At 71.5% G+C, this 25,830-nt stretch carries 20 protein-coding genes; 6 read left to right on the forward strand and 14 right to left on the reverse strand.

Annotated features, from left to right (window positions below; genetic code table 11):
* Window positions 1-17 precede the first annotated feature (17 nt).
* Genes ACWCQS_RS22870 through ACWCQS_RS22880 form a run of 3 tightly spaced genes read right to left on the reverse strand, consistent with a single transcriptional unit; the run spans window position 18 to window position 3,590 of the window.
* Entirely contained in the window at window positions 18-1,046 is a 1,029-nt protein-coding gene (locus ACWCQS_RS22870) for an ABC transporter permease (protein ID WP_451006143.1), read from the reverse strand.
* On the reverse strand, window positions 1,039-2,529 hold the full coding sequence (locus tag ACWCQS_RS22875) for a sugar ABC transporter ATP-binding protein (protein WP_451006144.1): 1,491 nt from the start codon (window positions 2,527-2,529) through the stop codon (window positions 1,039-1,041). The genes ACWCQS_RS22870 and ACWCQS_RS22875 overlap by 8 nt, the downstream gene beginning before the upstream one ends.
* The gene (locus ACWCQS_RS22880) at window positions 2,526-3,590 is read right to left on the reverse strand and encodes a sugar ABC transporter substrate-binding protein (protein ID WP_451006145.1); all 1,065 of its coding nucleotides are present in this window, start codon (window positions 3,588-3,590) and stop codon (window positions 2,526-2,528) included. Before ACWCQS_RS22880 ends, ACWCQS_RS22875 begins: the two co-directional genes overlap by 4 nt.
* A gap of 163 nt (window positions 3,591-3,753) precedes the next feature.
* Between ACWCQS_RS22880 and ACWCQS_RS22885 the strand changes: the two genes are divergently transcribed.
* Together ACWCQS_RS22885 and ACWCQS_RS22890 are read left to right on the forward strand one after the other, a co-directional pair.
* The gene (locus ACWCQS_RS22885) at window positions 3,754-4,470 is read left to right on the forward strand and encodes a FadR/GntR family transcriptional regulator (protein WP_451006146.1); all 717 of its coding nucleotides are present in this window, start codon (window positions 3,754-3,756) and stop codon (window positions 4,468-4,470) included.
* Between the two features lie 264 nt (window positions 4,471-4,734).
* Entirely contained in the window at window positions 4,735-5,103 is a 369-nt protein-coding gene (locus ACWCQS_RS22890) for a hypothetical protein (protein WP_451006147.1), read from the forward strand.
* Between the two features lie 23 nt (window positions 5,104-5,126).
* Here the strand turns inward: ACWCQS_RS22890 and ACWCQS_RS22895 are convergent, their stop codons facing one another.
* The 6 genes from ACWCQS_RS22895 to ACWCQS_RS22920 are packed head-to-tail and all read right to left on the reverse strand — an operon-like array spanning window position 5,127 to window position 14,571.
* A complete protein-coding gene (locus ACWCQS_RS22895) occupies window positions 5,127-8,144 on the reverse strand; it encodes an alpha-mannosidase (protein WP_451006148.1) in 3,018 nt (1,005 codons plus the stop codon).
* A 38-nt stretch (window positions 8,145-8,182) separates the two neighbouring features.
* Window positions 8,183-10,210, reverse strand: coding sequence for an endo-beta-N-acetylglucosaminidase (locus ACWCQS_RS22900; protein WP_451006149.1), 2,028 nt, complete (start codon window positions 10,208-10,210; stop codon window positions 8,183-8,185).
* Window positions 10,207-11,463, reverse strand: coding sequence for a glycoside hydrolase 5 family protein (locus tag ACWCQS_RS22905; RefSeq protein WP_451006150.1), 1,257 nt, complete (start codon window positions 11,461-11,463; stop codon window positions 10,207-10,209). Before ACWCQS_RS22905 ends, ACWCQS_RS22900 begins: the two co-directional genes overlap by 4 nt.
* 26 nt (window positions 11,464-11,489) lie before the next feature.
* On the reverse strand, window positions 11,490-12,395 hold the full coding sequence (locus tag ACWCQS_RS22910; RefSeq protein ID WP_451006151.1) for a carbohydrate ABC transporter permease: 906 nt from the start codon (window positions 12,393-12,395) through the stop codon (window positions 11,490-11,492).
* On the reverse strand, window positions 12,392-13,279 hold the full coding sequence (locus ACWCQS_RS22915) for a carbohydrate ABC transporter permease (protein WP_451006152.1): 888 nt from the start codon (window positions 13,277-13,279) through the stop codon (window positions 12,392-12,394). Before ACWCQS_RS22915 ends, ACWCQS_RS22910 begins: the two co-directional genes overlap by 4 nt.
* Before the next feature lie 5 nt (window positions 13,280-13,284).
* Window positions 13,285-14,571 carry an ABC transporter substrate-binding protein gene (locus tag ACWCQS_RS22920; RefSeq protein ID WP_451006153.1) on the reverse strand — a complete coding sequence of 429 codons (1,287 nt, stop codon included), beginning with the start codon at window positions 14,569-14,571 and terminating at the stop codon, window positions 13,285-13,287.
* 220 nt (window positions 14,572-14,791) lie between these two features.
* On the opposite strand from ACWCQS_RS22920, the gene ACWCQS_RS22925 reads away from it, so the two are divergent.
* The 3 genes from ACWCQS_RS22925 (at window position 14,792) to ACWCQS_RS22935 (ending at window position 17,999) form a co-directional block, all read left to right on the forward strand.
* Window positions 14,792-15,841, forward strand: a complete 1,050-nt coding sequence (locus tag ACWCQS_RS22925) for a LacI family DNA-binding transcriptional regulator (protein WP_451006154.1) — start codon at window positions 14,792-14,794, stop codon at window positions 15,839-15,841.
* Between the two features lie 67 nt (window positions 15,842-15,908).
* Complete coding sequence (locus ACWCQS_RS22930; RefSeq protein WP_451006155.1) at window positions 15,909-16,625, forward strand: hypothetical protein; 717 nt, start codon at window positions 15,909-15,911, stop codon at window positions 16,623-16,625.
* 24 nt (window positions 16,626-16,649) lie between these two features.
* Window positions 16,650-17,999, forward strand: a complete 1,350-nt coding sequence (locus ACWCQS_RS22935; protein ID WP_451006156.1) for an amidase — start codon at window positions 16,650-16,652, stop codon at window positions 17,997-17,999.
* 6 nt (window positions 18,000-18,005) lie between these two features.
* Here the strand turns inward: ACWCQS_RS22935 and ACWCQS_RS22940 are convergent, their stop codons facing one another.
* Window positions 18,006-18,491 (reverse strand): N-acetyltransferase family protein, encoded by a 486-nt coding sequence (locus ACWCQS_RS22940; RefSeq protein WP_451006157.1) that lies wholly within the window; start codon window positions 18,489-18,491, stop codon window positions 18,006-18,008.
* A 62-nt stretch (window positions 18,492-18,553) separates the two neighbouring features.
* Window positions 18,554-18,727 carry a hypothetical protein gene (locus tag ACWCQS_RS22945; protein ID WP_323375219.1) on the reverse strand — a complete coding sequence of 58 codons (174 nt, stop codon included), beginning with the start codon at window positions 18,725-18,727 and terminating at the stop codon, window positions 18,554-18,556.
* A gap of 409 nt (window positions 18,728-19,136) precedes the next feature.
* Here ACWCQS_RS22945 and ACWCQS_RS22950 point away from each other — a divergent pair, with 409 nt between their 5' ends.
* The gene (locus ACWCQS_RS22950) at window positions 19,137-19,532 is read left to right on the forward strand and encodes a hypothetical protein (RefSeq protein WP_451006158.1); all 396 of its coding nucleotides are present in this window, start codon (window positions 19,137-19,139) and stop codon (window positions 19,530-19,532) included.
* A gap of 228 nt (window positions 19,533-19,760) precedes the next feature.
* Here ACWCQS_RS22950 and ACWCQS_RS22955 read toward each other — a convergent pair whose 3' ends face one another.
* The 3 genes from ACWCQS_RS22955 to ACWCQS_RS22965 form a co-directional block, all read right to left on the reverse strand.
* Entirely contained in the window at window positions 19,761-21,263 is a 1,503-nt protein-coding gene (locus tag ACWCQS_RS22955) for an SDR family NAD(P)-dependent oxidoreductase (RefSeq protein ID WP_450981885.1), read from the reverse strand.
* 458 nt (window positions 21,264-21,721) lie between these two features.
* Window positions 21,722-23,053, reverse strand: a complete 1,332-nt coding sequence (locus tag ACWCQS_RS22960; protein ID WP_451006159.1) for a wax ester/triacylglycerol synthase family O-acyltransferase — start codon at window positions 23,051-23,053, stop codon at window positions 21,722-21,724.
* A 155-nt stretch (window positions 23,054-23,208) separates the two neighbouring features.
* Window positions 23,209-25,530, reverse strand: coding sequence for a GH92 family glycosyl hydrolase (locus ACWCQS_RS22965; protein ID WP_451006160.1), 2,322 nt, complete (start codon window positions 25,528-25,530; stop codon window positions 23,209-23,211).
* Between the last annotated feature and the right edge of the window lie 300 nt (window positions 25,531-25,830).

The following is a 25,830-nucleotide window of genomic DNA, read 5'->3' on the forward strand; positions in this document are numbered from 1 at the left end:
GACACTTGACGGCTGGATCAGTCCTGGGCCCGGCCCGTCGTCACACGCGCGATCACGAGGGCGACGAGGATGATCCCGCCGTAGATGGCCTGGATCCAGAACGACGGGACCTGGGCGAGGGTGAGCAGGTTCTGTACGACGCCGAGGAGGAGGACGCCGGTCAGGGCGCCGAACATGGTGCCCTTGCCGCCGTCCAGGCTGATGCCGCCGATCACCGCGGCCGCGAACACCGTGAAGATCATGTTCTGGCCCTGGTTGGCGCTGATCGCGCCGACGTACCCCGTCTGCAGCAGCCCACCGAGCGAGGCGAGCACGCCCGCGACGACGTACACCCCGAGCATGACCCGGTCCACGCGCACACCGGCCGCGCGGGCGGCGTCCGCGTTGCCGCCGATCGCGTACAGGGCGCGACCGGCGCGGTGGTACTTCAGCACGAACCCGGCGACAGCGAAGGCGACCGCGGCGAGCCACACCGACAGCGGCACGTTGAGGAAGGTGGTGGTGGCCAGGGAGTAGAAGCTGTCGGGCATGCCGAACAGGGTCTTGCCCTTGGTGGCGCCGACCAGCAGTCCGCGCAGCACGATGAGCATCGCGAGCGTGACGATGAACGCGTTGAGCCGGAACTTCACGACGAGGACGCCGTTGAAGGCGCCGATCACCGCACCGACCACGGGGATCGCGAGCAGGGCGAGCCCGGCCGGGAATTCCGTGCCCCAGCCGGACTGGCTCGCGGGCAGCACCAGCAGGGCCCCGACGGCCGGCGCGATGCCGACCACCGACTCCAGGGACAGGTCGAACTTGCCGGTGATCAGCACGAGCGACTCGGCGAGCACGACCATCGCGAGCGCGGCGGAGGCACCGAGGATCGAGATCAGGTTCCGCTCGGTCAGGAACGAGTCGTTGACCATCGCGCCGAGCACCATGAGCAGCAACAGGGCGGGGACGAGGGCGAGTTCGCGGGCCCGGCGGAGCAGGACGGTCCTGGCCGACCGGGCGTCCGGGGACTTCGGGGGCGCGAGCGGTGGGGCGGCCCGGGTGTCAGCCATGGTCAACTCCTTCGATGGAGGCGATCAGCTCGTGGTCGCGCCAGCCGGCCGGGTGCTCGGCGACGACACGGCCGTGGAAGAGGACGAGGACGCGGTCGCAGCGGCGCAGGTCGTCGAGTTCGTCGGAGACGACGAGGACCGCGGTGCCGTCCTCGCGTGCGCTGTCCATGCGGGCGAGCAGCGACTCCTTGGACTTCACGTCGACGCCGGCGGTGGGGTTGATCAGCACCAGCAGGCGCGGGTCGGAGGCGAGGGCCCGGGCCATGACGACCTTCTGGGCGTTGCCGCCGGACAGGTCGGACACCGGCTGGTCGGGTCCCTCGGCGTGGATGTCGAGGCGGTCGATCAGTTCGGCCGCGAAACGGCGCCGTGCGTCGGTGGCGACGAATCCGGCCCGGCCCAGCCGGTCCAGCACGCTCAGCGTGGCGTTGTCGCCGATGCTCAGGCCGGACACCAGTCCCTGCTCGTGCCGGTCGCGCGGCACACAGCCGACCCCGGCCCGCAGGGCGGCGCGTACGTCCCCGAACGGCAGCCGCTCGCCGTCGAGTTCGGCGGCGCCGCCGGTCGGCGTGTGCAGTCCGGCGAAGGACTCGGCGAGTTCCGTCTTGCCGCTGCCGCTGGAGCCGGCGAGTCCGACGACCTCGCCGCGGCGGACGGTGAGGTCGACGTTCTCGTACGCCGGTGAGGTGAGCCCTTGTGCCTCCAGCAGGACGGGAGCGCCGTCCTCCACTCCCCTGCCCGGTACGGCCCGTTCGGCGACCGACTCCCCCGCCATGGCCTCCACCAGCGCCGCCTTGGGCAGGTCGGCGACGCGTGCGGTGGTGATCCAGCGGGCGTCACGCAGCACGGTGACCGTCTGGCAGACCTCGTACACCTCCTGGAGGTGGTGCGAGATGAACAGGAAGGTGACGCCGGAGTCCTGCAGGGAGCGCATGCGGGTGAAGAGCCGCTCGATCTCGCGGTTGTCGAGCTGGGCGGTGGGTTCGTCCAGCACGATGAACCGGGCGCCGAAGCTCAACGCCCGGGCGATCTCCATCATTTGGCGGTCCTCGACCCTGAGGTCGGCGGTGCGCGCCTCGGGGTCGACGCGCACGTCCCAGGTGTCGAGGAGTTCGGCGGCCTGCCGGCGCAGCCGGCGCCAGCTGATGACACCGCGGCCGGTCGGCTGCCGGTTGAGGAACAGGTTCTCGGCGACCGTCAGCTCCGGGACGACCGTGGGCTTCTGGTAGACGCAGGCGACCTTGCGGCGCCAGGCGTCCCGGTCGGCGAGCGGGGGCGCGGGCTCGCCGTCGAAGCGGACGGTGCCCGCGTCCGGGGCCTGGAGGCCGGTGAGGACGTTGACCAGGGTGGACTTGCCGGCGCCGTTGCGGCCGACCAGGGCGTGGGACTCGCCGGGCAGGACGGTGAGCCGGCCGTCGGCGAGGGCGAGGGTGGGGCCGTACCGTTTGACGATCCCCTCGGCTTCAACAAGCGGTGTGCTCATTTGACCGTGTTGCCCCACAGCTTGGGGTCGTCGACGTTGGCCTTGGTGACCAGCGGTGCGGGCAGCTGGTCCTCCAGGATCCCGCTGGGCAGTTCGACGATCATGGAGCCGTGGTCGGTGGGCCCGGGCTTGAACGTCTTCCCGGCCATCGCCGCCTTGATGTAGTACAGGCCGTACTTGGCGTAGGCGTCGGCGGGCTGGGAGACCGTGGCGTCGATCTGGCCCTTGCGGATGGCGTCGTACTCCTGGGGGATGCCGTCGTTGGAGACGATCGCGATGTGGCCCTGCTGCCCGGCCGGTTTCAGCATGCCCTTGGACTTCAGGGTCTGCAGGGTCGGCGCGAGGTAGACACCCCCCGCCTGCAGGTAGATGCCCTTGATGTCCGGGTTGGCGCCCAGCAGCGTGTCCAGCTTGGCGGCGGCGGTGTCGGACTCCCACTTGGCGGGGATCTCCAGCACAGTGAGCTTCGGGTACTTCTTCTTCACGCAGGACCGGAACGCCGCTGAGCGGTCGCGGCCGTTGACCGAGGCCAGGTCGCCCATGATCTGCACGACCTTGCCGCTGCTCACGTGCTGTCCGAGGTAGTCGCAGGCCTTCTCGCCGTAGGCCACGTTGTCGGCGCGCACCACCATGGCGACCTTGCCCTTGTCGGGCGCGACGTCCACGGCGACCACGGGCACGCCCTTGCGCTCGGCCTGGTCGAGTCCGGCCTGGATGGCGGCGCTGTCCAGCGGGGCGACCACCAGTCCCTTGACGCCCTGGGTGAGTTCGTTGTCGATGTCGGTGATCTGCTGCGAGGGGTCACTGTTGGAGTTGACCGTCTTCAGCACCTGGACGCCCTCGGACTTGGCCATCTTGGGCACGTAGTCGTTGTACGACTGCCAGAACGGCGAGGTGAGCAGCGGCAGGATCACGCCGACCTTGCCGGTGCCGCCGCTGCCCGCGCTCGCGGTGTCCTTGGTGCTGCCGCAGGCGGCGAGCATGAGTGAGGCACCGGCGGCCAGAGCCACCGCGCCGATGATCCGGGACCTGCTGCGCTTCCTGACAGTGCTGGCGGGCATCTCGCGGCTCCTCGTCGAGGGTGTTCGAGCAGACGCCGCATACTTATCAGACCAATAAGCCGAGTCAACACCCTCGTGCACGGAAAATTCACGGATTCAGGGCGTAGTGGTCGGACCACTCGGCTGGTTAGACTGCGGCGCACCGGGGGGAAGGAGGAGCGGCGTGGACGAGGAAGAGGTGCCGCAGAAGGGCACGGTGACCCAGCGCGCCATCGAGGAGATCAAGGCGATGATCGCCGAGGGCCGGCTGGAGCCCGGCCAGCGGCTGCCCACCGAGCGGGATCTTGCGGCCCGGCTGGGCATCTCCCGCAGTTCGATGCGGGAGGCGATCCGCGCCCTGACCGTGATGGGCGTCCTGGAGGCCCGGCACGGTTCCGGGATCTACGTCACCGCGCTGGAGGCCGGCGACCTGCTGGAGACCTTCGGGGTGGTCGCGGACCTGTCCCGGGGCCCGCGCCTGGTGGAACTCCTCGAAGTCCGCCGGATCCTGGAGTCGACGGCGACCGCGCTGGCCGCGGCACGCATCACGGACGACCAACTGGCCGCAGTCGGAAAGCACTTGGCGGCGATGAACGCCACCGACGACCCCGAGGAGATCCTCGCCCACGACCTCGCCTTCCACCGCGAGATCGCCGCGGCCGCCGGGAACGAGACCATGGCCGCCATCCTGGAGGGCCTGTCCTCCCGCACCTTCCGCGCCCGCGTCTGGCGCGGCTACCAGGAGGAGGGCGCCTTCGCCCGCACCCGCCGCGAACACGCCGCCATCCACCGCGCCCTCACCGCCCGCGACCCGGAGGCGGCGAGAGCCGCTGCCGCGGCCCATGTCGGCGAGGTCGAGGAGTGGCTGCGGGCACAGCTCGGGGGGCAGGACGGGGAGTAGTCCCTTCTTCCGTCGGTCCTTTCGGCCGCCCCCGCCCGGCCCTTGTCACATGATGTGACGTGACTGGCACGTGCTTACGGAAAAGGCTCGAAGAGCTGCTCTTCGAGCCGCCCTCCTGGACCGAGCTTCCTTCGGCCGAACAGGACTTGCTCGACCGTCTGCTGCTGTTCGCCCACGCCGGCACCACCGCACAGCGCTCGGAGGTCCTGCGGGACGAGCGCACCCGGGCAGCTCGCCACGACGGTCGGCGAGCAGCGGGATGCGATGGACGCGGCGGCACGGCTGAGCGTCACCGCCGCGCTGTGCGTTCCGGCGACGGTCTGGCTGCTGTGGCGGTCCGGCTGGCGGCTGCTGCTCGCCGTGCTGCTCGCGCTCGTCTCCCGGCTTGCCTACCTCGCCGCCGTCCACGCGGCCGTCGGCTACGGCCAGTATGTCGAGGCGGCCTTCGACCTGCACCGCTTCGATCTGCTCGGCGCGCTGCACCTGCCGCTTCCCACCGACCGGGAGCAGGAGCAGCGGGCGAACGAGTCGCTCGGAATGCTGTGGCGGCAGGGGCTGCCAGGGAGACCACCGCTGCGCTACGAGCATCCGTCCGGCGAGCCGGTGGCGCCCGCGTCAGCCCCGGGGGACTGACGCGGGCGGCACCCGTCCCCGGATCAACGCCGCAGCCGCAAGGTCACCAGCTCGAACGGCCTCAGCCGTACGGTGATCCGCTCACCGTCGCGCATCGGCGGCTCGATGTCGCCGCCCGGCCGTTCCAGCAGGTCCGTCGCCGTGACGTCCGCGATCTCGAAGCCCGCCGTGAGCGTCGCCCGGGCCCGGCCGCCGTGGGCCTCGTGGAAGCGGACCACGACGTCACCGCTGCCGTCGTCGGCGAGTTTGACCGCGGTGATCACGACCGCGTCGTTGTCCACCGTGACCAGCGGCGCGACCTCGTGGGCCCCGGTCAGGTGCCGTTCCGGCAGGTTGATCCGCCAGCCCTCGCGGACCGCGTCGGCGATCGAGGCGCCCGGGATCAGGGCGTGCCGGAAGCGGTGGACGCCCTGGTCGGTCTCGGGGTCGGGGAAGCGCGGGGCGCGCAGGAGGGAGACGCGCACCGTGGTCGTCGAACCGCGGTCGGCGCCGGTGCGCACCGCGCGGGTCACGTCGTGTCCGTACGTCGAGTCGTTGACGACCGCCACGCCCCAGCCGGGCTCCTCCAGATGGACGAAGCGATGATTGCACGCCTCGAACTTGGCGGCCTCCCAGGAGGTGTTGGTGTGCGTGGGGCGGAAGACATGCCCGAACTGGGTCTCGGACGCGTACCGTTCGGCGTGCAGGTCGAGCGGGAAGGCCAGCTTGAGGAACTTCTCCGTCTCGTGCCAGTCGACCTCGGTGTCGATGAGCAGCCTCCGCTCGCCGGGCGGCAGCGTCAGCACCTGGGTGACCCGGGAGGCGCCGAAGCTCCGTACGATCCGCACCGAAGCGCCGTCCCCGCCGGCCTCCACCGACTCTGCGTCCGTGAGGTCGGTGACGGTGTTGCGGTAGAAGGAGTCGACGTCCCAGGCGTCCCACATGTTCGGGAAGTCCGGGTGGAGTTGCAACAGGTTGGCGGCCCGGCCGGGGGCGATGGTCTCGCGGTCGGCATCGAGGTCGTACGCGGAGACGACGAGGCCTTGGGCATCGATCCCGATGCGGAGCAGGCCGTTGTCCAGGACGTGACCGCCCGCGGGGCGGGGTGACACCTGCGTTCCCTGCGCCGACCGCGGCGCCCCGGCTCCTCCGGCGGGAACGCCGTGACGGCTGTGCGGTGCCGGGTTGAAGACCAGGTGCCGGGTCCCCTCCCCCGCCAGGGCCCGCTGCGCCGCCCCGATGATCCCCTCCAGCTCCCCGGCGATCCGCTCGTACGTCGCCCGGGCCTCCCGGTGCACCCAGGCGATGGACGAGCCGGGCAGGATGTCGTGGAACTGGTGCAGCAGCACCGTCTTCCAGATCCGGTCCAACTCCTCGTAGGGGTAGGCGAATCCGCTGCGTACGGCCGCGGTGGCCGCCCACAGCTCGGCCTCCCGCAGCAGGTGCTCGCTGCGCCGGTTGCCCTGCTTGGTCCTCGCCTGGCTGGTGAGGGTGGCGCGGTGCAGTTCCAGGTACAGCTCGCCGACCCAGACGGGCGGTTCGGGGTACTCGGCCTCGGCCTTCTCGAAGAAGGCGCGGGGTGTCTCCCAGACGACGGTGGCCGAGCCTTCGAGGTCGCGCAGCCGGGCCGCCTTGGCGACCATCTCGCGGGTGGTGCCGCCGCCTCCGTCGCCCCAGCCGGTGGGCGCGAGGGAGTGCCGGGCCCGGCCCTTGTCCTTGAAGTTCCGGGCGGCATGGGCGATCTCGCTGCCCTTCATGGAGCAGTTGTAGGTGTCGACGGGCGGGAAGTGGGTGAAGATCCGGGTGCCGTCGATGCCCTCCCACTGGAAGGTGTGGTGCGGGAACTTGTTCGTCTGGGACCAGGAGATCTTCTGGGTCAGCAGCCACTTGGACCCGGCCGCCTTGATGATCTGCGGGAGTCCGGCGGCGAACCCGAAGGTGTCGGGCAGCCAGGCCTCCTCGTTCTCGATGCCGAACTCGTCGAGGAAGAACCGCTTGCCGTGCACGAACTGACGGGCCATCGCCTCCGAACCGGGCATGTTGGTGTCCGACTCCACCCACATCCCGCCGGCCGGCACGAACCGCCCCTCCGCCACGGCCTTCTTCACCCGCGCCCACACCTCGGGCCGGTGCTCCTTCACCCAGGCCCACTGCTGGGCCTGGGACATGGCGAAGACGAACTCCGGCTCGTCCTCGATCAGCGCGGTCATGTTCGCGGTCGTACGGGCCACCTTGCGTACCGTCTCGCGCAGCGGCCACAGCCAGGCCGAGTCGATGTGCGCGTGCCCGACCGCGCTGATCCGGTGCGCGGACGGTACGGCCGGGGCCGCCAGCACACCGGTGAGCTCGGCGCGGGCCCGCTCGGCGGTGCCGTTCACGTCCTGGAGGTCGACGGCGTCCAGGGCCCGCTCGACCGCGCGCAGGATGTCGTGCCGACGCGCGGAGTCCACGGGCAGCTCGGCCATCAGCTCGCCCAGCACCTCCAGGTCCATGACCAGCTGCCACACCGGCTCGTCGAAGACGGCGAGGTCCATGCGGGTGAGGGTGTACTGCGGCTCGTGCCCGGCGGTGTCCTTGTCGCCGAGCCGGGTCGGCCGGAAGGGGTGGTAGTCGAGGATGACGGGGTTGGAGGCGGCCTCGATGTGCAGAACCACCTCCTCGCCGCCCGCCACCGGGGCGCCGACGCGCACCCACTGGTTGCGCGGGTTGAGGCCCTTCACCGGGGTGCCGTCGGGCCGGTAGACCAGGCCCTCGCACTGGAAGCCGGGCATGTTCTCGTCGAAGCCCAGGTCGAGCAGGGCCTCGACGGTCCTCCCGGCCCACGCCTCGGGCACGGTCCCGGTCACCCGGAACCAGCTGGTGCCCCAGGGAGCACCCCAGCGTGCGCCGACCTCGATCGGCTGGGCCTGGGCCGCGAGTCCCTCCTCGACGGGCACGGGCTCGCCGGGCGTGTGCCACACCGCGACCCGCAGCGGCACGGACTCGGGGTACACGGCGGGGCGGATGCGTTCGTCGAGGACGCGCCTGAGGCGGGCTTCCACCAGAGTGCGGTCGTCATGCATGCGGGGTGCTCCCTGCGGGTTCCGGGTGATGGCGGTGGTTACCAGGGGTGGGTGACGGTGACGGGGGTCGAGGCGTTGTAGAGCTCCCCCACGGCACGCAGTTCGAATCGTGCGGCGGTCTCCCCCTGCTCGGGTCGCAGTCCGGTGGGGAAGTAGGCGCGCTGGCAGGTGCCGCCGAGGAAACGGCGGGTGCCGTCGGGCAGGAGGCGGTGGAGTTCGTAGTGGCGGACGGCGCCGGGGGCGGCGTTCCAGGCGAGCCGGAGGTCGCCGCCGGTCGCGGCGGTGACACGGGCGCCCGTGGGGGCCGCGGGGGCGGTGCCGGTGTCCCGGACGGCGAGGCCGCCGAGGCGCCAGCGCACCGGGCCCTCGGCGGCGGTGAGCCGGATGCCGAGGGCGTGGAGGGTGCCGGAAAACCCGGTGAGCGGCAAGGCCACGGTCTGCCAGCCGTTTCCCGAGTCCACGCGCATGCTGCTGTTGACCGGGCTCACAGCCAGATAGGTGTACGGCGGGGTCGTCCCCGCCTCACTCGGCTCGGCCGTCGCCACGGCCAGCTCGACGTTCACGGCGCCGGCGTCGGTCCGATGCGTGAGCTCGACAACGGTGTTCACACCGACCGGCAGCCGGGTCGCGTACAGATCCACCACGACCGGTTGATCGAGTTCACCCTCCACCAGCACACTGCTCCCGCCCCGCCAGGCATCGGCGAAGTCGAAGGAGACCGCCGGCCGCTCCCCCGCCGTGCGCACCACCCACCGCCGCGCCGGCAGCCGGTCCTGGAGCCCGAGGTGGTTCCAGGCGGCGTCCGAGGTGACGGCCCCGTCCTCGTACCAGCGCAGCCCGTGCCCCGTGTTGAACACGGTCGCGAACGGCAGCGAGGTCACGGTCGACCGGTCGGCGACCGACACCGCCGGTGCCCGCCACGGATCGCTCGGGTCCGGCCGGGACGGGTCCAGCGACCGCCCGGTCCAGAACCGGTCGTCGGCGGCGTGGAAGTCCTCCGGGGCGCGCTGGTCGCCGGGCAGGTGGTTGCGGGTCCACTCCGGCCGGTAGAAGCCGATCGAGGTGATGTGCGGCCTGCCGGTCGGCACGATCGCGTCCCAGTCCGCCGATGTGTCGGACCCGTTCGACTCGACGTCGATCCCGGCCCACAACTCGTAGCGGCTGCGCCCCAGTTCTTCCGCCTTCGTACCCGAGGAGGCGAGCGTGGCCGCGCTCCACCGGAAGTCCACGAACATGTCGTCGGCGGCCTGGAAGAAGGCCTGGTTCTGGCTGTTCAGCGCGCCCTGCCAGCTGACGGTGCCGTTCACGGTCATCGCGTCGTACCAGGTCACCCGCTGTCCGCGTGCGGCCGCGAGTCCCTTCAGCTCCTTGACGAAACCGAGCATGGCCCGGCCGAGCGCGGTGTTTCCGCCGCCCGTCTCGGCGTTCACGAACCAGCCGTCGAAGCCGTAGGCCGCCGCGACCGCGACGAGCTGCGCGGCGAGCGGACAGTGCCCGGTGGCGTCCTTCTGTACGAGGTCCCGGGTCCATTGGAGCTGTCCGCCGTACGCCACCGGCGGCAGGAAGATGTTCCCGAGCACCGGGACGCCGTGCCGGTGGGCCGCGTCCACGATCGGCGCGTTGGGCGCGAGGATCAGGCCCTCGCCGGCCGAGCCGCCCCAGAAGACCAGCTCGTCAAGGTAGGCCCAGTGGGTGAGGGCGTAGTAGTCGGCGCTGGCCGAGCCCTGGGAGGGGTTGCTCGACGTCGGCCCGAAGGAGACCAGGGCCTGGATGCGGGCCTGGCCGGAGCGGGCGGTGGTGTTCGCCGGGGTCGGGGTGAAGCGGGCGGCGAGCGGCACCGACGCGGCGTTGAAGGCGAGGTCGGCGTCGTCGGCCGGACGCCAGCCCTTCAGGCTGCGCCAGGTGACGCCGGGGGCCGGGCTGCCCGCGGGGAGCGAGTCGGGGTACCAGTAGGACGCGTACGGCGGGGTCGCCCCGGCTTTGGGACGGGCGGCCGCGAAGGCGGGCAGCGGGAACAGACCGGCGGCGGCGCCGGCGATCAGGACGGTACGTCTGCTGGGGTTCACGAGCGGGTGCCTCCGTGTGGGGTGGGGAGTACCTGATCGGGAGTGACGACCTCGGTGATGCCGCGCGCGGCGAGGTGGTCCTTGTCGTCCCGGCGGGTGTCGAGGACGGTGGTGGGGCGGGCGCCGTCGGCGATGAGCCGGAAGAAGGCGTCGAAGACGGGCCCGCCGGGGGCACAGCGGGAGCGGCGGCCCGGATCGCCGGGTGCGACGAGGGCCGTGGTGCGCGGTGCGGGAGCCGGGTGCGGTCGGCGCGCCGCCTCGGCCAGTACGCGGGCGATGTCCTTGGGCTCGCGGTCGTCGGTGAACAGGCCCAGTCCGTATTCGAGTTCGGGGAAGTCGGCGAGGTCGCGTGAGACGTCGTAGGAGCACCACCAGGTGATGCCCCACAGGTCCGGGCAGTCCAGGGCGTTCTCGATGGTCGCCTCGGCGAACGCGGCGGCGTGCTCGGCGGGCACGAGCGGCGCGGGCGCGCCGACCTCCTGGAGCCAGACGGGCCGGTGCGGCTCCTCGGCCCAGGCCTTGCTCAGCTCCACCAGATAGGCGGCGTGGTGCTCGGCCGGCACGGAGGTACGGCCGTGGCGCTGGGCGGTGCCGTTGAACACCCAGGAGTGCACGGCCGTGAGGTCGCCGAGCCGGGCGGAGTGGCCGGGGGTGAAGGGCTGGTCGTCCTGGTACCAGGCGGCGTCGTAGGAGGCGTGCAGATGGAGCCGGTCGGGGGCGCCCTCGGCGCAGGCGGCCAGCATCCGTACGATCCATCGCTCGGCCTCGTCCACCGTGACGCGGTCGGGATCGGGATGGGGGCCGGCGGCGAACTGGTTGACCTCGTTGCCGACGGTCATGCCGAGGAAGTTCGGCCGGTCGGCGAGGGCGGCGGCCAGGGTGCGCAGATAGGCTGCCTGGCCCTCGACCACGTCCGGATCGGTGAAGATGTTGCGCCGGTGCCAGGTGCGCGTCCACGCGGGCAGGAAGTCGAAGCTGCTCAAGTGCCCTTGCAGCCCATCTACGTTGACGTCCAGGCCGCGTTCCGCGGCGGCGTCGGCGAGGACCACGAGCTGCTCGACGGCGTGGGGACGGATCAGGGTGCGGTTGGGCTGGAAGTAGGGCCACAGCGGGAAGACGCGGACGTGGTCGAGGCCGAGCGCGGCGATCGCGTCGAGGTCGGCGCGCACGGAGTCGAGGTCGAAGTCGAGCCAGTGGTGGAACCACCCTTCGCTCGGGGTGTAGTTGACGCCGAAGCGCACGGCAGGGGGCATGGAATGTCCTTGTGACGTACGGGTGTTCAGCCCTTGACTGCGCCCTCGCCGACCCCGCGGAAGAAGTACCGCTGCAGGCAGGCGAACAGCGCGATGAGCGGGGCCACGGCGATCACGGTGCCGGCGGCGACGAGGCGTTCGTCGTTGGCGAAGGTGCCGTGCAGATAGTTCAGGCCGATGGTGAGGGTGAACTTGGACGGGTCGCTGAGCACGATCAGGGGCCACAGGAAGTCGTCCCAGGCGCCCATGAAGGCGAAGATCGCGACGACGGCGACCGTCCCCTTCACCGAGGGCAGTGCGACGCGCAGGAACCGCTGCCAGACATCGGCGCCGTCGACGTAGGCCGCCTCCTCGATCTCGTAGGGCAGGTTGTGGAAGGCGCCCCGCATCAGCAGCACGTTCATCGCGCCGATCGCGCCGGGCAGCACGACCCCGATGAGCGTGTTGTTCAGGCCGAGTTCGCGCATGGTGGTGAACTGGGCGATGACGATTCCCTCGACGGGCACGAGCATCGCCAGCACGAACACCAGCGTGGTCACCTTCCGGCCGCGGAAGCGCAGCCGGGCCAGGGCGTACCCGGCGAGCGCCGAGCCGACGCAGTTGGTGACGACGTTGGCGGTGGCGACCTTCAGGGAGTTCAGTGCGTAGTCCCAGACGGGGATGGTGTCGGCGACCCGCGTGTAGTTGTGCAGGGTGGGATGCGCGGGCAGGAAGCTCGGCGGTGAGCTGTAGATGTCCTCTGTGGGACCCTTGAGGGAGGTGGACAGCTGCCAGAGGAACGGGCCGACGGTCAGGGCGAGGACGGCGAGCAGCAGCAGATACCGCCAGACCAGCTCGCCGACGCGGATGCGGCAGCCGTGTTCGTCGGTGACCCGCGGCTCCTTGCCCACGGTGACCGGCGGCTCGGGCCGCACCTTCTCCAGGACGCTCATGGCTCCTCCCTCCGGTCGGCGCGCAGCACCAGCAGCATGAGCGCGACGGTGACGACGAACACGACGACCGAGAGCGCGGAGGCGTAGCCGACGCGGCCGGTCAGGCCGGTGCCGGTGCGCTGGACGAGCATGACGAGGGTGGTGTCCTCGCCGGCCGGGCCGCCGCTCGGGCCCGCCATCAGATACACCTCGGAGAACACCTTGAAGGCGGCGACCGAGGAGAGCGCGGCGACCAGCACCATGGTGGAGCGGACGGCGGGGACGGTGACCGAGAGGAAGCGGCGCACCGGGCCCGCGCCGTCCACGGCGGCGGCCTCGTGCAGCTCGCGCGGCACGTTGGCCAGCGCCGCCAGATAGATGATCATGTAGTAGCCGAGGCCCTTCCACACCGTGACGGCCATCGCGCTCAGCAGGAGCAGCCACTGGTCGCTGAGGAAGCCGACCCGGCCGATCCCGACCGTCTCCAGCAGCGAGTTGACCAGGCCGCGTTCGTCCAGCAGCCACACCCAGATCAGCCCGACCACCACGATCGAGGCGACGACCGGGGTGTAGAAGGCGGAGCGGAAGAAGGTGATGCCGGGGATGTTCTTCTGCACCAGCAGCGCGAGCAGCAACGGCAGGACGACCAGGGCGGGTACGACCCCGAGGATGTACAGGGTGCTGTTGCGCAGGCCGGTCCAGAACATGTCGTCGTGGAGCAGCTCACGGAAGTTGGCGAGGCCCACGAAGTGGCCCGGCAGCAGGGTCCGGCGGTCGGTGAAGGAGTTCACCAGGGTGGAGACGAACGGGTAGAGCACGAAGGCGCCGGTGACAAGCAGCCCCGGTGCGGCGAACAGCCAGGGGCTGACAGGAAGTTGGCGCCTGATGCGGACCGGGGTCGCCATGGCCGTCAGCCCTGCTGGAGCAGCCGGTTGGCGGCGTTGACAGCGTTGTCAAGAGCCTGCTTGGGGCTCTCCTTGCCCTGCAGAGCCTTGGCGACCTCGTTGCGCAGCGCGGTCTTCATCTGGTCGCTGAACAACACGGGTGTGTAATTGACCGCGCTCTTCAGGGACTTGGCGGCGGCGATGCGCACCCGGGTCTCGTCGGTGCCGTCCTCCTTGTTGAAGTAGGGGTCGTTGAGGGAGCCCGCGGTGCTGGGGAAGATGGCGACCTTCTCGGCGAAGGACATCTGGTTCTGGGCGTCGGTGACGAAGTGGGCGAAGGCGACGGCGGCCGGGGTGTGCCTGGTGCGGGAGTTGACCATCACGCCCATCACGTACATGTTGACGTGCCCGGTGCTGGTGATCTGGTCGGTGATGCCGATGTTCCTGTAGAGGCTGGGCGCGTTCTTCTTGAAGTTGTCGAGGTCGAGGGCGCTGCCGGGGTTCATGGCGACGGCGCCGGTGAGGAACTTCTTGCCGGAGGACTCCGGGGTCGCGGTCAGGGCCTGCGGGTCGAGGGCCTTGGCGTCGTACAACTCCTTGTACTTGGTGAGGAGTTCGACTCCCTTGGCGTCGTTGAAGGCGAACGCGGTGCCCTGCTTGTTCATCAGGGTGACGCCGTAGCGGCCGAAGTCCTCGATGGTGGGCACGTTGGCCAGGGTGGCGACCTTGCCGTCGCTCTCCTTCGCCATCTGGAGGGCGTCGGCGAAGAGCTCGTCGTACGTCTTGGGCGGCTGGCCGGGGTTGAGTCCGGCCTGGGTGAACAGGGCCTTGTTGTAGAAGAGCGGGCCGGTGTTCAGATACCAGGGGAAGGCGTACGTGCCGCTCATGCCCGGCACCTGGTGACTGGCCCAGGCACCGTCCAGATACTCGGGCCTGTACTTTCCGGCCGCCTTGTCGAGGTCGAGCGCGAGGCCCGCCTTGGCGAGCGGGGCGACCAGGTCCGGGGAGACGTTGACGACGTCGGGCAGGGTGCCGCCGCCGGCGTCGGCGCTGAGCTTGTCGGGGTAGCCCTCGGCGGGCTGGTCGATCCACTTCACATGCGTACCGGGGTACTTCCTCTCGAAGTCGGCTATGAGGCCCTCGAAGTACGACTTGAAGTTCGCGCGCAGGTTCCAGGTCTGGAAGGTGATGTCGCCCTCGACCTTGCCGGAGGCGTCGGTCGAGCCGCCGGCGTCGCCGCCCGAGCCGCAGGCGCTCAGCGGCAGGACGAGGGCGACGGCAGTGGCGGCGAGGGCTCTGCGGGGCATGGGCACGATGACACGGCTCCCTTGCTGCGGCGGGGGTCGGGGGGCGCCAGAGACCTTGCCCGCGCCGTTCGGAGAAAGTCAATGCATTCCACCCGACTAAAGAAACAGGTCGTTCATTAGTGCAGGTCAGAGACGTTTGGCCGAGATCTTGCGGTCAATTGCTAATGCGCTTTAGGGTCTTGACACTCAAGCGCATTAGCGAGCACTGTCAGAAAGGGGGAGAAGCGTGCCGACCAAACGGTCACCCGCACGCCGGCCCACGATGAAGGACATCGCCCGGCGGGCCGGGGTCTCCGAGAGCGCCGTCTCCTTCGCGCTCAACGACCGCCCCGGTGTCTCCGAGGCCACCCGGGCGCGGGTCCGCCGGGTCGCCGAGCAGCTCGGCTGGCGTCCCAGCACGGCCGCCCGCGCCCTGTCCGGCGAGGGCGTGGCCACGGTCGGTTTCGTCCTGGCCCGCCCCGCGCACACCCTGGGCGTCGACTCCTTCTTCCTCCAGCTCGTCTCCGGCATCCAGGAGGTGCTGGCCGAGCGGCACTTGGGCCTGCTCTTCCAGGTCGCGGAGGATGTCACCGAGGAGTGCGCGGTGTACCGGCGCTGGTGGGCCGAGCACCGGGTCGACGGCGTCCTGGTGGCCGACCCGCGCGCCGACGACCCGCGCCCCGGCCTGCTGGACGAACTCGGGCTGCCCGCCGTGGTGATCGGCGGCGCGCCCGACGTGCGGCACCCCGGCCTGTCCACGGTCTGGGCGGACGACGCGGGGGCGATGGCCTCCGTGGTGGACGAGCTGACAGCGCTCGGCCATCGCCGGATCGTGCACATCGCCGGGCTGCCCGAACTGGCCCACACCCAGCGCCGTATCGCCACGCTGCGCGCGGAGGCGGAGCGGCGCGGGCTCACCGAGGTCCGCTCGGTCACCACCGACTACTCCGACGCCCAGGGCGCCGCCGTCACCCGCCGCGTCCTCGGCGACTCGCCCGTCCCGACGGCGATCGTCTACGACAACGACGTGATGGCCGTGGCCGGCCTGGCCACCACCGCCGAACTGGGCTTCCGCGTTCCGCAGGACGTGTCGGTGGTCTCCTGGGAGGACTCGGCCCTGTGCCGCATGGTCACCCCCCGGCTGTCCGCACTCTCCCGGGACAGCGCGGAGTTCGGCCGCACGGCCGCCCGCGAGCTGCTGGCCCTGCTGGACGGGAACCCGGCCCGCTCGGTGGGGGTGCCGGTGCCCCGGCTGACGGGGAGGGGCAGTACGGGGGCGGCGGCCGACGCGCGATGAGTCCTTGGAGGTTCGCGTCCGCCTACGATGACCGCGCATCCGTGCGCCGGGCCGAGGGGGATTCGCGATGAAGTGGCTGCGCAGGAACCAGGACGGACACACGGCTGTCGCCAAGTCCCCTGAGCCGCCGACGCCGTTCACCCCGCCCGTACTCCCCTCGCTCACCCCCGTCCTGCACCGCGCGGCAGGCCGCGGCACCAAGGTGGTACACCTGCCCGCGCAGCCCGAGCCGGTCGTCCTCACGCTCACCCATCAGGCGCCCGGGCACTTCGTGGTGGACGCGCTGGAGGACCGTCTGCACACCGTCAGCCACCTCGTGTACGCCGACGTCCCATTCGCCGGCCGTTTCCTCCTCGGCAGCCCCGACGCCCGGGCTCGCGCGCTGCGCGTCCGGGCGGACGGCCCCTGGACCGCCGAGACGGCACCGCTGGCCGCGGCCCCCGTGCTCACGGCCGAGGAACACCGTCCCGCCTCCGACGTGCTCCACCACACCGGCGGCCCAGCCACGGCCCTTCTGCGGTACGAGGGCGATGCCGGCAGCGACGACGGCGGCTACTTCCTCGTGGACACGTTCTCCCCCGACGGCACCCGCTTCCTGGACGAACTGGCCAACAGGTGGGCCCCTGGCAGGAACAGGTGCCGCTGTCCGAGCCCTGTGTGCTCTGCGCCCGCGCGGACGGGCCGTGGTCGATCAGTGTCCGTCCGCTGTGAGTACCGCCCTCTCGACGTACCGCGCCGGACCAGGCACAGTTCTGCCTGCGCCGTGATGCGTACCAGCGAGTAGCCGACCACCGAGCGAGGAGTGCCCGTGGGTGACTGGGCCGGGCGGAGTGCCGCCGACATTGCCGCCGCCGTGCGCGAGAAGCGGGTGACACCCCGGGAGGTGGCGGCCGAGCACCTCGCGCGGATCGAGCGGCTCGACGGCCGGATCGGGGCGTTCCGGAAGGTGCGGACCGAGGCGGCGCTCGCCGAGGCCGACGAGGTGGCCTCGCGCACCGATCTGGCCGAACTGCCGCTCGCGGGCGTGCCCGTGGCCGTGAAGGACAACCTGGCGGTGCGCGGCGAGTCCCACCGGGACGGCTCCGCCGCCACCTCCGACACTCCGGCCGCCGAGGATCATGTGACGGTGGCCCGGCTGCGGGCGGCCGGCGCGGTGGTCGTGGGCCTGACGAACGTGCCGGAGCTGTGTGTCTTCGGCACCACGGAGGGCGTGTTCGGCACCGCCCGCAATCCATGGGACACCTCCCGCACGGCGGGCGGTTCCTCCGGCGGCAGTGCGGCGGCGGTCGCGGCGGGCCTGGTCCCGATCGCGCTCGGCAACGACGGGATGGGCTCGCTGCGCATCCCGGCCGCGAACTGCGGCCTGGTCACGCTGAAGCCGGGCCACGGGGTGGTGCCGGCGGGGATCGGCGACGGCGACTGGTTCGGCATGGCGGAAAACGGTCCGCTGGCCACGACGGTCGAGGATCTGCGGCTGATGCTGGGCGTGCTGGCGGGCACCGGCGTTCCCCGCGCGGAGGAGCCCGAGCGCCGGCGGATCGCCGCGGCCGTACGCAGCCCGCTCGCCGGGGTGAGCGTGAGCAGACCGTATACGACCGCGGTCCGGGAGGCGTCCGGAGTGCTCGCGCGGGCCGGACACCGCGTGCGGCGGGCCGAGCCGCCGTATCCCCTCTCGCTGGGCGTGACCGCGCTGCGGCACTGGACGGCCGGGACCGCGGTGGACGCCGAGGGCCTGGACCGGGCGCTGCTGGCCCGGCGGACCCGGGTGCACGCGGCGGTCGGACGGCGCTTCGTCCGCTCGGTGCGCACCGGGGACGAACGCGAGCGCCTGCGCGCCCGGCTGACCCCCTTCTTCACCGAGTACGACGTCCTGCTCACCCCGGCCCTGGCCCGGCGCTCCCCCGAGGCGGGCCCGTGGCACGAACGCGGCTGGCTGCGCAATGTGCTGGTCAACACCGCGTACTCCCCGTTCACGCCGCCCTGGAACCTGACCGGCTGGCCCGCGATGTCGGTCCCGTTCGGCAGCCTTCCCTCGGGCGCCCCCTGCGCCGTACAGCTCGTGGGCCGCCCTGGCTCGGAGTCCGTGCTGCTGGAGCTGGCGGAGGAACTGGAGACGCTGCGTCCGTGGCGGCGGACGGCACCGGTGGCCGGCTCCTGAGCCCGGCTAGTCCAGCGCCCGGTACATGATGTGCAGCCCGACCCTGCCGTGCCGGGGGTGGTCGAAGGCTCCCGGGACCGTGCCGAGGACGGTGAAGCCGAGGGAGGTCCACAGGGCGACGGCGGGATTGGTCTCGACCACGGCGTTGAAGACCATCGCCTGGTAGCCGTGCGCCCTGGCCTCGCCGAGGACGTGTTCGGCGAGGGCGCGGCCGATGCCCTCGCCGGTGCGCTGCGGGTCGACCATGAAGCCGGCGTTGGCGACGCGGGCCGCGGGCCCGCCGTAATTGGGGGTGAGGTAGGCCGAGCCGACCACGGTCCCGGTCGCGTCCTCGGCGACGTAGACACGCTTGGCGGCGCTCATCCAGAGCGCACGGGCGTCGTCCTCGGAGGTCTCCGGATCCCAGGCGTAGGTTTCGGCGGCGGCGACGATCCGGTGCCAGAAAGGCCAGATCCGCGGCCAGTCGTCGGCCACGGCTTCTCTGATCAGCATGGGCGTGAGTCTGTCAGGTCACGCCCATGCGTACGGCGATCGCGAAGAGTACGACCCGGGGGTCAGTCCACGCTGGGCAGGATATGTGGTTCGGCCAGGTCGTCCTCGTAACCCGCCAGGCGGATCGGGGCGGACCGGGCCCACACGTCGAGGCTGCCGAGTTCTCCGGGCTGCCGGCCCGTGCGCTCCGTGCGTTCCTTGGGGCGCTGATCGCGATTCGTCTTCTCCGGTGTCACCGCGCACTCCTTATGTGTCGGTCACCCTCGGGGTCCTGCCGGACAGCCTGCGCTCCGGCTCTCGGCGCCCGCTCGGGTCTGGATGGAAGGCCAGCTCGGACGCGGTGGCGCCGGTACGGACGTCTGGGTCTGGGTGGGACCCGGTCCTGCTGTCCGTCCCCACCAGAGTACCCAAATGAGCGGGCTCGCGCTCGATCGGGAGTGCAAACAAGGTGTAACTATCAGAAGTCGTTTCACCCCTCAATGTCTCTCAATATGCGGCTATTTAACGTGGAGCGCATCCTCCGGCTGTCGGAGCGAATCACCCCCTCGGCCGCCATGTGGCGCAGTTCAAGTGCCGTTGGCCGAGGCGCAAGCTCGCCATGATCTGCTGATGAACGGCACGGCTGTCTCGCGGAAGGACTGACGCATGGAGCTGCGCAGCGTCGAGGAGCTGATGGATCTGCTGTACGCCGGCCGGCACCAGCACGCACTGAGAACCGCCGCGCTGCTGCGCCGCCGCCGCCCCGCCGACAAGGAGCTCCAGGTGGCGGGGCTGGTGCACGGCATCGGGCCGGTGCTGTGCCCGGGCGACGACATGGGCGGGGCGCTCAGCGCGGCCGAGGCGGTGCGCTCCCTGCTCGGGGAGCGAGTGTTCCGGCTGGTGCGCGGGGACGCGGGGCCGGCCGACGACGATGTGCTGCGGCTGCGCCAGGCCGACGAGGAGAGCCGTACGGCGGGGTTCGACGCGGGGGTCCTGGAGGACTGGCGGACGGTGCTGGAGCTGGTGGCGGCGCGGCATTCCCGGCTCGGCGCCGTCGACTGACGCCGCAGGCGCGGGATCTCAGCCGACTGACGGGCCGTCACACAAGCGGTCGCGCCGAGTCCCCGAGATCCGGACGGCCACGCGTCGGCCCCGAAGGGCCCGCAGCCCCGCTGGGGTCTGCTGATGGATCACAACCATGAAGAACGCGTCACCTGTTCACCGGGCACCCCGGCACGACCGTCAGCGTAGGGCAGGGGCGGTCGCGCCGGCCACCGGATTGCGTGCCGGTCACCACTTGCCGGGCGCGTAGTCCTTCATGAAGACGCCGTACAGGTCCTCGCCCGCCTCGCCACGCACGATCGGGTCGTAGACCCGGGCGGCGCCGTCGACCAGGTCGAGGGGCGCGTGGAAGCCGGCCTCGGCGAGGCGCAGCTTGTCGTAGTGCGGGCGCTCGTCGGTGATCCAGCCGGTGTCGACGGAGGTCATGAGGATGCCGTCGGTGTCGAACATCTCCTGGGCGCTGGTCCGCGTGACCATGTTCATGGCGGCCTTCGCGGCGTTGGTGTTGGGGTGCCCGGCGCCCTTGTAGCCGCGGCCGAAGACGCCTTCCATCGCGGAGACGTTGACGACGTACGCGCGTCCGCTGGCCGCCTTCTTCGCGGCGTCGGCCATGGCCGGGCGCAGCTTGCTGATGAGGATGAACGGCGCCGTGTAGTTGCACAGCTGGGTCTCCAGCAGCTCCACCGGGGAGATCTGCTCGATGGTCTGCACCCAGGTGTTGGTGTCGACGACGTCCGGGACCAGGCCGCCGGCGTCGATGGCGGTGCCCTCCAGGTGCCGGGCGACGCTGGCGTTGCCCGCGACGAGGGCGAGGTCGGCGACCTTCTGGGCGTCCAGGCCGCTGGTGCCGACGGGGAGCGCGGCGATGCCGTCGACAGCGCCGGAGTTGAAGGCGCCGATGACGTGGTGGGCGGGGAGTTCACCGGCGGGCAGCGGGGCGGTCTCGCCCTCGACCAGGGCCGCGTACGCGGAGGGCAGGCGGCGCACGGTCTGCGTCGCGTTGTTGATCAGGATGTCGAGCGGACCCGCCTCGGCGAGCTGCTCGGCCAGGGCGACGGCCTGCGCGGGGTCGCGCAGATCGATGCCGACGACCTCGAGCCGATGGATCCAGTCCGCCGAGTCCTCCATCGCCTTGAAGCGGCGGATGGCGTCCTTGGGGAAGCGCGTGGTGATGGTGGTGTGCGCGCCGTCGCGCAGCAGCCGCAGCGCGATGTACATGCCGATCTTGGCGCGACCGCCGGTGAGCAGGGCGCGCTTGCCGGTGAGGTCGGCGCGCGCGTCCCGCTTCGTCCGGTTCGTGCGGGCGCAGTCCGGACACAGCTGGTGGTAGAAGTAGTCGACCTCGACGTAACGGGTCTTGCAGGTGTAGCAGGAACGCGGGCGCTGGAGTATGCCCGCGATCTTGCCCTCCTCGACCTTGGAGGTGGGCAGGATGCCCTCGGTCTCGTCGTCGATGCGCTCGGCGGAGCCGGTGGCGGTGGCCTCGGTGACGGCGCGGTCGTGCGCGGTCTTGGCGGCGCGGCGCTCCTGGCGGCGGCGCTGCTTGACCGTACGGTAGATCTGCGAGGTGGCCCGGCGGACCTTGATCGCGTCCGGGTGGTCGACCTCCAGCTGGTCGAGTTCCTCCAGCACGCTGAGGCAGACGGCCAGCCGCTCCGGGTCGATACCGGGGCCGTAGACCACTTCCTCCGTGGCCATGCAGGCCATGGAGCCGTCCTCTGTCACCGTCATCGCGCTGCCGCTTCCCTGATCACCCGCGCAGCGCTCCGACTCGCGCCCGCTTTCGAACGGGGAATTTTACGGAGCGCACGGGCCTCCCGCCAAACCCGCCCGCACCAGCACCGAAACCACGAAGCGCCGGCGCCGGCACCCGAACCCGGCCGACCCGCGCCCACTGACGGCAAATCCGGCCCAGGGGGGCCATCCGCCCCCGACGACAAAACCATCACGGGCGCTGCGACGTGAGAACCCCCGACCAGACCGAACGCCGGACCACCCGCCCCACGTGGAGCCACCCGCACCCGACGACCAAAACCGCACGGCCGCCACGGGTGGGAACCCCGGGACCAGGCCGAAGGCCTGACGCCCCCCACGGCCCCGCACCCGCCGACGGCGAACCCGCCCCACCGGGGGCCACCCGCACCCGGCGGCGGAAGACGCGCGGCGGGGCGGGTGGGAGCCCTGGGGCGTCAGGCGTCGCAGGCCGCCAGCAGCGTGGACACCTCGGTCGACACCGCGTGGGCGAACCGGTCCAGGTCCGGCACGGCCTGCGCGTCGGCGACCAGCCCGTAGTGCACACGGCCGCGATACGTCGAGATGGCCACCGCCAGCGACTGCCCCGGCGCGAGCGGGGCCAGCGGATACACCTCGCTCAGCTCGTGACCGCCGAGCCGCAGCCCCAGACCCGGCAGCGGCACACTGGTCACCAGGATGTCGAACCACAGCCGGGCCGCCTGCCCGACGAGCGGCCCACCGAGCCGGTGGCCGAGGGCCGGGACATGATCGGCGAGCAGCGCCACGGCACCCGCGCCCCGGTTCGGCCCCGCGTCCTTGTTGCGGACCATCGCGGTGCGCACGGTGTCCAGCCGGCCGAGCGGATCCGGCTCGTACACGGGGAGCCGTATCAGATAGCCGGAGAGCCGGTTGCCCTGTGGGTGCGCGGTGCGCGGACGGCGCCGGGAGACGGGGATGAGGGCACGGGGCGCCACCCCCTTGCTGCCGTCGCCGCGCTCGTCCAGCCAGCTGCGCAGGGCCCCGGCGACGACGGCGATCAGCACGTCGTTGACGGTGCCGCCGGCGGTCTTGCGCACGCGGTGCACGTCGTCGATGTCGAAGACCACCCCGGCGGTACGGCGGGTGCCGCTCGGGGCGGAGGTGAGCGCGGAGACGGGCCGCATGCCGAGGGTGGACCGGGCGAGGGAGGCGCCGATGTCCAGCGCCCGGCCCACGTCGGACAGCGCGCCCTTGACCAGCCCCGGGACGAGCCCCGGCAGCTTGCGCACGTCCGGCAGCAGCCCGCGCGGTGGCTCGATGGCCCGGGGCGCCCGCTCGGGCAGGTCCACCGGGTCGAGGACGCCGGCGGCGAGCTTCAGCGCGCGCAGCCCGTCGGCGAGGGCATGGTGGAACTTGAACAGCACGGCGAAGGACATCCCGTCCTCGCCGGGCAGCACATGCGCCTCCCACGGCGGCCGGCCGCGCTCCAGCGGCCGCTCCATGAGCCGGCCGGCGACCTCGTGGAAGTCGGAGGTCGGAGCGTGCAGCCGGACATGGTTCAGCGGGTCGAAGTCCGGGTCGGGTTCCCGGGCCGCGCCGCCGAAGGCCAGCGGCTGCCACACGTCGCGGATGCGCAGGCGCAGCCCCGGTACGGCGGCGGCGCGGGCGGCGAGCAGGTCGGCGGCATGGGCGCCCGCGGTGGGCGAGTGCGCGCCGAAGACGCCGAGGGCGCCGAGGTGCATCGGATGCCGGTCGGACTCGATGTTCCAGAACGCCAGGTCGAGTGGAGCGAGCAGGTCGGAAGTCAAGGGCTTGCCTCACGCGTCGACGACGGGTGGATCTGTAGTCACTCGCAGTCAATCTCTGTCAACCGATTACGGTCAAGTACGATCAGGCTACGCTCAGTTAACAGAAGATTAAGTCCCGCCCCTCCAACAGGGGCGGGACCTAGGGATACGCGAGATCACTTCAGGACCGGTTGCGCCGCCCCGGGTGACGTACCCCACTCAGACGGGCGCGGGCCGACCGTGAACGCGAGCGTGCGCAGGGAGCGCAGCGCACCCGTCGTCAGATAGGTCTTCCCGTGCGGTGTCCCGTCGGTGCGGACGGTCTGGATGTAGCGGTCGGTGGCCGAGGTACCCGGCGCGGCGATCGTGAGCCGGCCCCCCGGCCAGTACCGACGGTCCAGAGTGAGGTCGATCCGGTCGAAGACCGGTGTGGACAGGCCCCACGTTCCGTAGCCGGGCTGGATCGGGAACAGCCCGATGGACGACAGCACGTTCCAGGCGGACATCGTGCCCAGGTCGTCGTTGCCGGTGATGCCGCCGGGACCGTCGGTGAAGAGGGTCAGGGCGGCGTGCACCACGTCGGTGGTCTTCCACGGCTGACCCGTGGCCAGGTAGGTGTACGGCGCGATGAGGTCGGGCTCGTTCATCGGGTTGTACTTGTCGGCGTTGTAGTACGCGTACGCGTCGCCGTGCACCCACACCTGGCGGGCCGTGCTCGCGGGGTCGGCCAGCAACCGGTCGTAGGCGAAGAAGGAGTCCAGCCGGCCGTTGGCCGCGCGCTCGCCGCCGATGAGCCGCACCATGCCGGGCACGTCCTGCGGCACGAGCCACTGGTACTGCCAGGCGGTCCCCTCGTGGAAGCCGGTGCCGCGGGCCGGGTCGGCCGAGCCGGTGAAGGCGCCGGAGGCGTCGCGGGCGCGGAAGAAGCGGGTCGCGGGGTCGAAGATGTTCCGGTAGTTCCGCGCCCGTGCCGCGTAGCGGGCGGCGTCGGCCTGGTGGCCGAGGCCCCGCGCCATCTGGGCCAGCATGGCGTCGGCGAGCGCGTACTCCAGGGTGACGGAGGCGCCGTGGTGGTAGTCGGAGTCGCCCATCTTGGCGTACGGCCGGTCCTTGACGTACGGGGCGAAGCCGTGCGCGAGGTACTCGGCGTTGGCCTCCCGGCCGATGCCCGGGTACTCGGCCGGGGGGACGCCGTCGGCGTTCTTCCTCAGCGCGCGGTAGACCCGTTCCTCGAAGCCCTTGAGCAGGCCGGTCTGATAGGCCGTCGTCAGGAACGGGGTGACGGGGTCGCCGCTCATGACGTTCGTCTCGACCGGGCCGTACCCCCACTTGGGCAGCCAGCCGCCGTCCTCGTCGACCGCGACGAGCGAGCGGGCCATGTCCCGTGTCTCGCGCGGCGCGAGGAGCGCGAGGAGCTGGGCCTGGGTGCGGTAGGTGTCCCACAGCGACCAGTTCTGGTAGTACGTGAAGCCCTGGGCGCGGTGGACACGGCGGTCCCAGCCGAAGTAGCGGCCGTCGGTGTCGCTGCCGACGTTCGGCGCGAGGAAGGACCGGTACAGCGAGGAGTAGAAGGTCCGGCGCAGCGTGCCGGTACCGCCCTGGACGCGGACGGCAGCGAGCCGCCTCTCCCACGCCTCGCGGGCCCGTTCGCGCACGGCGTCGAAGGACCGGCCGCCCTCGGTGGCCAGGTTGCCGGCCGCGCCGCCCGCGTCGACGTATGACAGGGCGGTGGTCGCCTCGACCGTCCGGTTCTTGGTGGTGTCGAAGCGGACGTAGGCGCCGCCGGTTCCGCTGCGGGAGCCCGGGGCGAGCGTCTCGCCGTCCCAGGTGCCGTACGCGGTGAACGGCCGGCTGAACCGGGTGATCGTGTAGACGGTGTAGGGGCCGGTGTCCCGGCAGAAGCCGTGCCCGGTGATCTCGGTGCGCACGGTGTGGTCGTCGAGGATCTGGACGCTGCTGGAGACCGCCCTGTGCAGCGACTGGGCCGCGTTCAGCAGGACGTTGGCCTTCCCGGTGGCGGGGAAGGTGTAGCGCTGCACGCCGGTGCGCTCGGTCGCGGTCAGCTCGGCCCGGATGCCGGAGGAGAGGCCGACCCGGTAGTAGCCGGGGCTCGCCGTCTCGTCCTGGTGCGAGAAGCCGGCCGCGTACCGGGTGTAGTCCGTCTGCGTGACGTCGCCGGTGGTGGGCAGCACGGGCAGGTCGCCGCCGATGCGGCAGCCGACGCCCGAGAGATGGATCAGGGAGAAACCGCGGATACGGCTCTGCGTGTAGTCGTAGCCCGTGCTGTGCCCGGTGTCCGGGGAGAGCTGCACCATGCCGAAGGGCACGGCCGCGCCGGGGAAGGTGTTGCCCTCGTCCTGGCTCCCGATGAACGGGTTGACCAGATCGGCGAGGTGGCCGTCGGTCCGCTCGGCGGCCCGTGCGGCGGGGGTGGCGATCAGCGCCGACGCTGCCATCACCCCGGCCAGGCACAGCCGTGTGCGCCGGGTCCCTCTCATGTCGCATGACCTCCGCAGGTTCGACATCGATGTCTGAATCCTGAAGGTCGAACGACTCAGATCCGGGCAAGGTACGGTTATCGGGCGAACGCGTCGCGCCAGGCAGGGCCCGGACGGTGACGGAACGTCAGAGCGCCGGGCCGAAGCCCTCGTGACTGCGGTGAGCCGGACGAGTGCGCGGCCTCGCGCGCCTGCCCCCGGCCGGGGAGCGTCCCGAAGGGGCGCGGGGAACGGCGCGATCAGCCGCAACGGACCCGCGAACGAGAGACGACCCGGCACCGGACTTCCTGCGACGCGCTG

The sequence above is a fragment of the Streptomyces sp. NPDC002076 genome, from assembly GCF_053593835.1.

Coding starts and splice junctions, on each gene's coding strand:
- ACWCQS_RS22950 (WP_451006158.1), top strand. CDS start 19,137: ATGGAGCTGCGCAGCGTCGAGGAGCTGATGGATCTGCTGTACGCCGGC.
- ACWCQS_RS22965 (WP_451006160.1), bottom strand. CDS start 25,530: ATGAGAGGGACCCGGCGCACACGGCTGTGCCTGGCCGGGGTGATGGCA.
- ACWCQS_RS22955 (WP_450981885.1), bottom strand. CDS start 21,263: ATGACGGTGACAGAGGACGGCTCCATGGCCTGCATGGCCACGGAGGAA.
- ACWCQS_RS22895 (WP_451006148.1), bottom strand. CDS start 8,144: ATGCATGACGACCGCACTCTGGTGGAAGCCCGCCTCAGGCGCGTCCTC.
- ACWCQS_RS22915 (WP_451006152.1), bottom strand. CDS start 13,279: ATGGCGACCCCGGTCCGCATCAGGCGCCAACTTCCTGTCAGCCCCTGG.
- ACWCQS_RS22870 (WP_451006143.1), bottom strand. CDS start 1,046: ATGGCTGACACCCGGGCCGCCCCACCGCTCGCGCCCCCGAAGTCCCCG.
- ACWCQS_RS22905 (WP_451006150.1), bottom strand. CDS start 11,463: ATGCCCCCTGCCGTGCGCTTCGGCGTCAACTACACCCCGAGCGAAGGG.
- ACWCQS_RS22940 (WP_451006157.1), bottom strand. CDS start 18,491: ATGCTGATCAGAGAAGCCGTGGCCGACGACTGGCCGCGGATCTGGCCT.
- ACWCQS_RS22930 (WP_451006155.1), top strand. CDS start 15,909: ATGAAGTGGCTGCGCAGGAACCAGGACGGACACACGGCTGTCGCCAAG.
- ACWCQS_RS22875 (WP_451006144.1), bottom strand. CDS start 2,529: ATGAGCACACCGCTTGTTGAAGCCGAGGGGATCGTCAAACGGTACGGC.
- ACWCQS_RS22890 (WP_451006147.1), top strand. CDS start 4,735: ATGGACGCGGCGGCACGGCTGAGCGTCACCGCCGCGCTGTGCGTTCCG.
- ACWCQS_RS22910 (WP_451006151.1), bottom strand. CDS start 12,395: ATGAGCGTCCTGGAGAAGGTGCGGCCCGAGCCGCCGGTCACCGTGGGC.
- ACWCQS_RS22880 (WP_451006145.1), bottom strand. CDS start 3,590: ATGCCCGCCAGCACTGTCAGGAAGCGCAGCAGGTCCCGGATCATCGGC.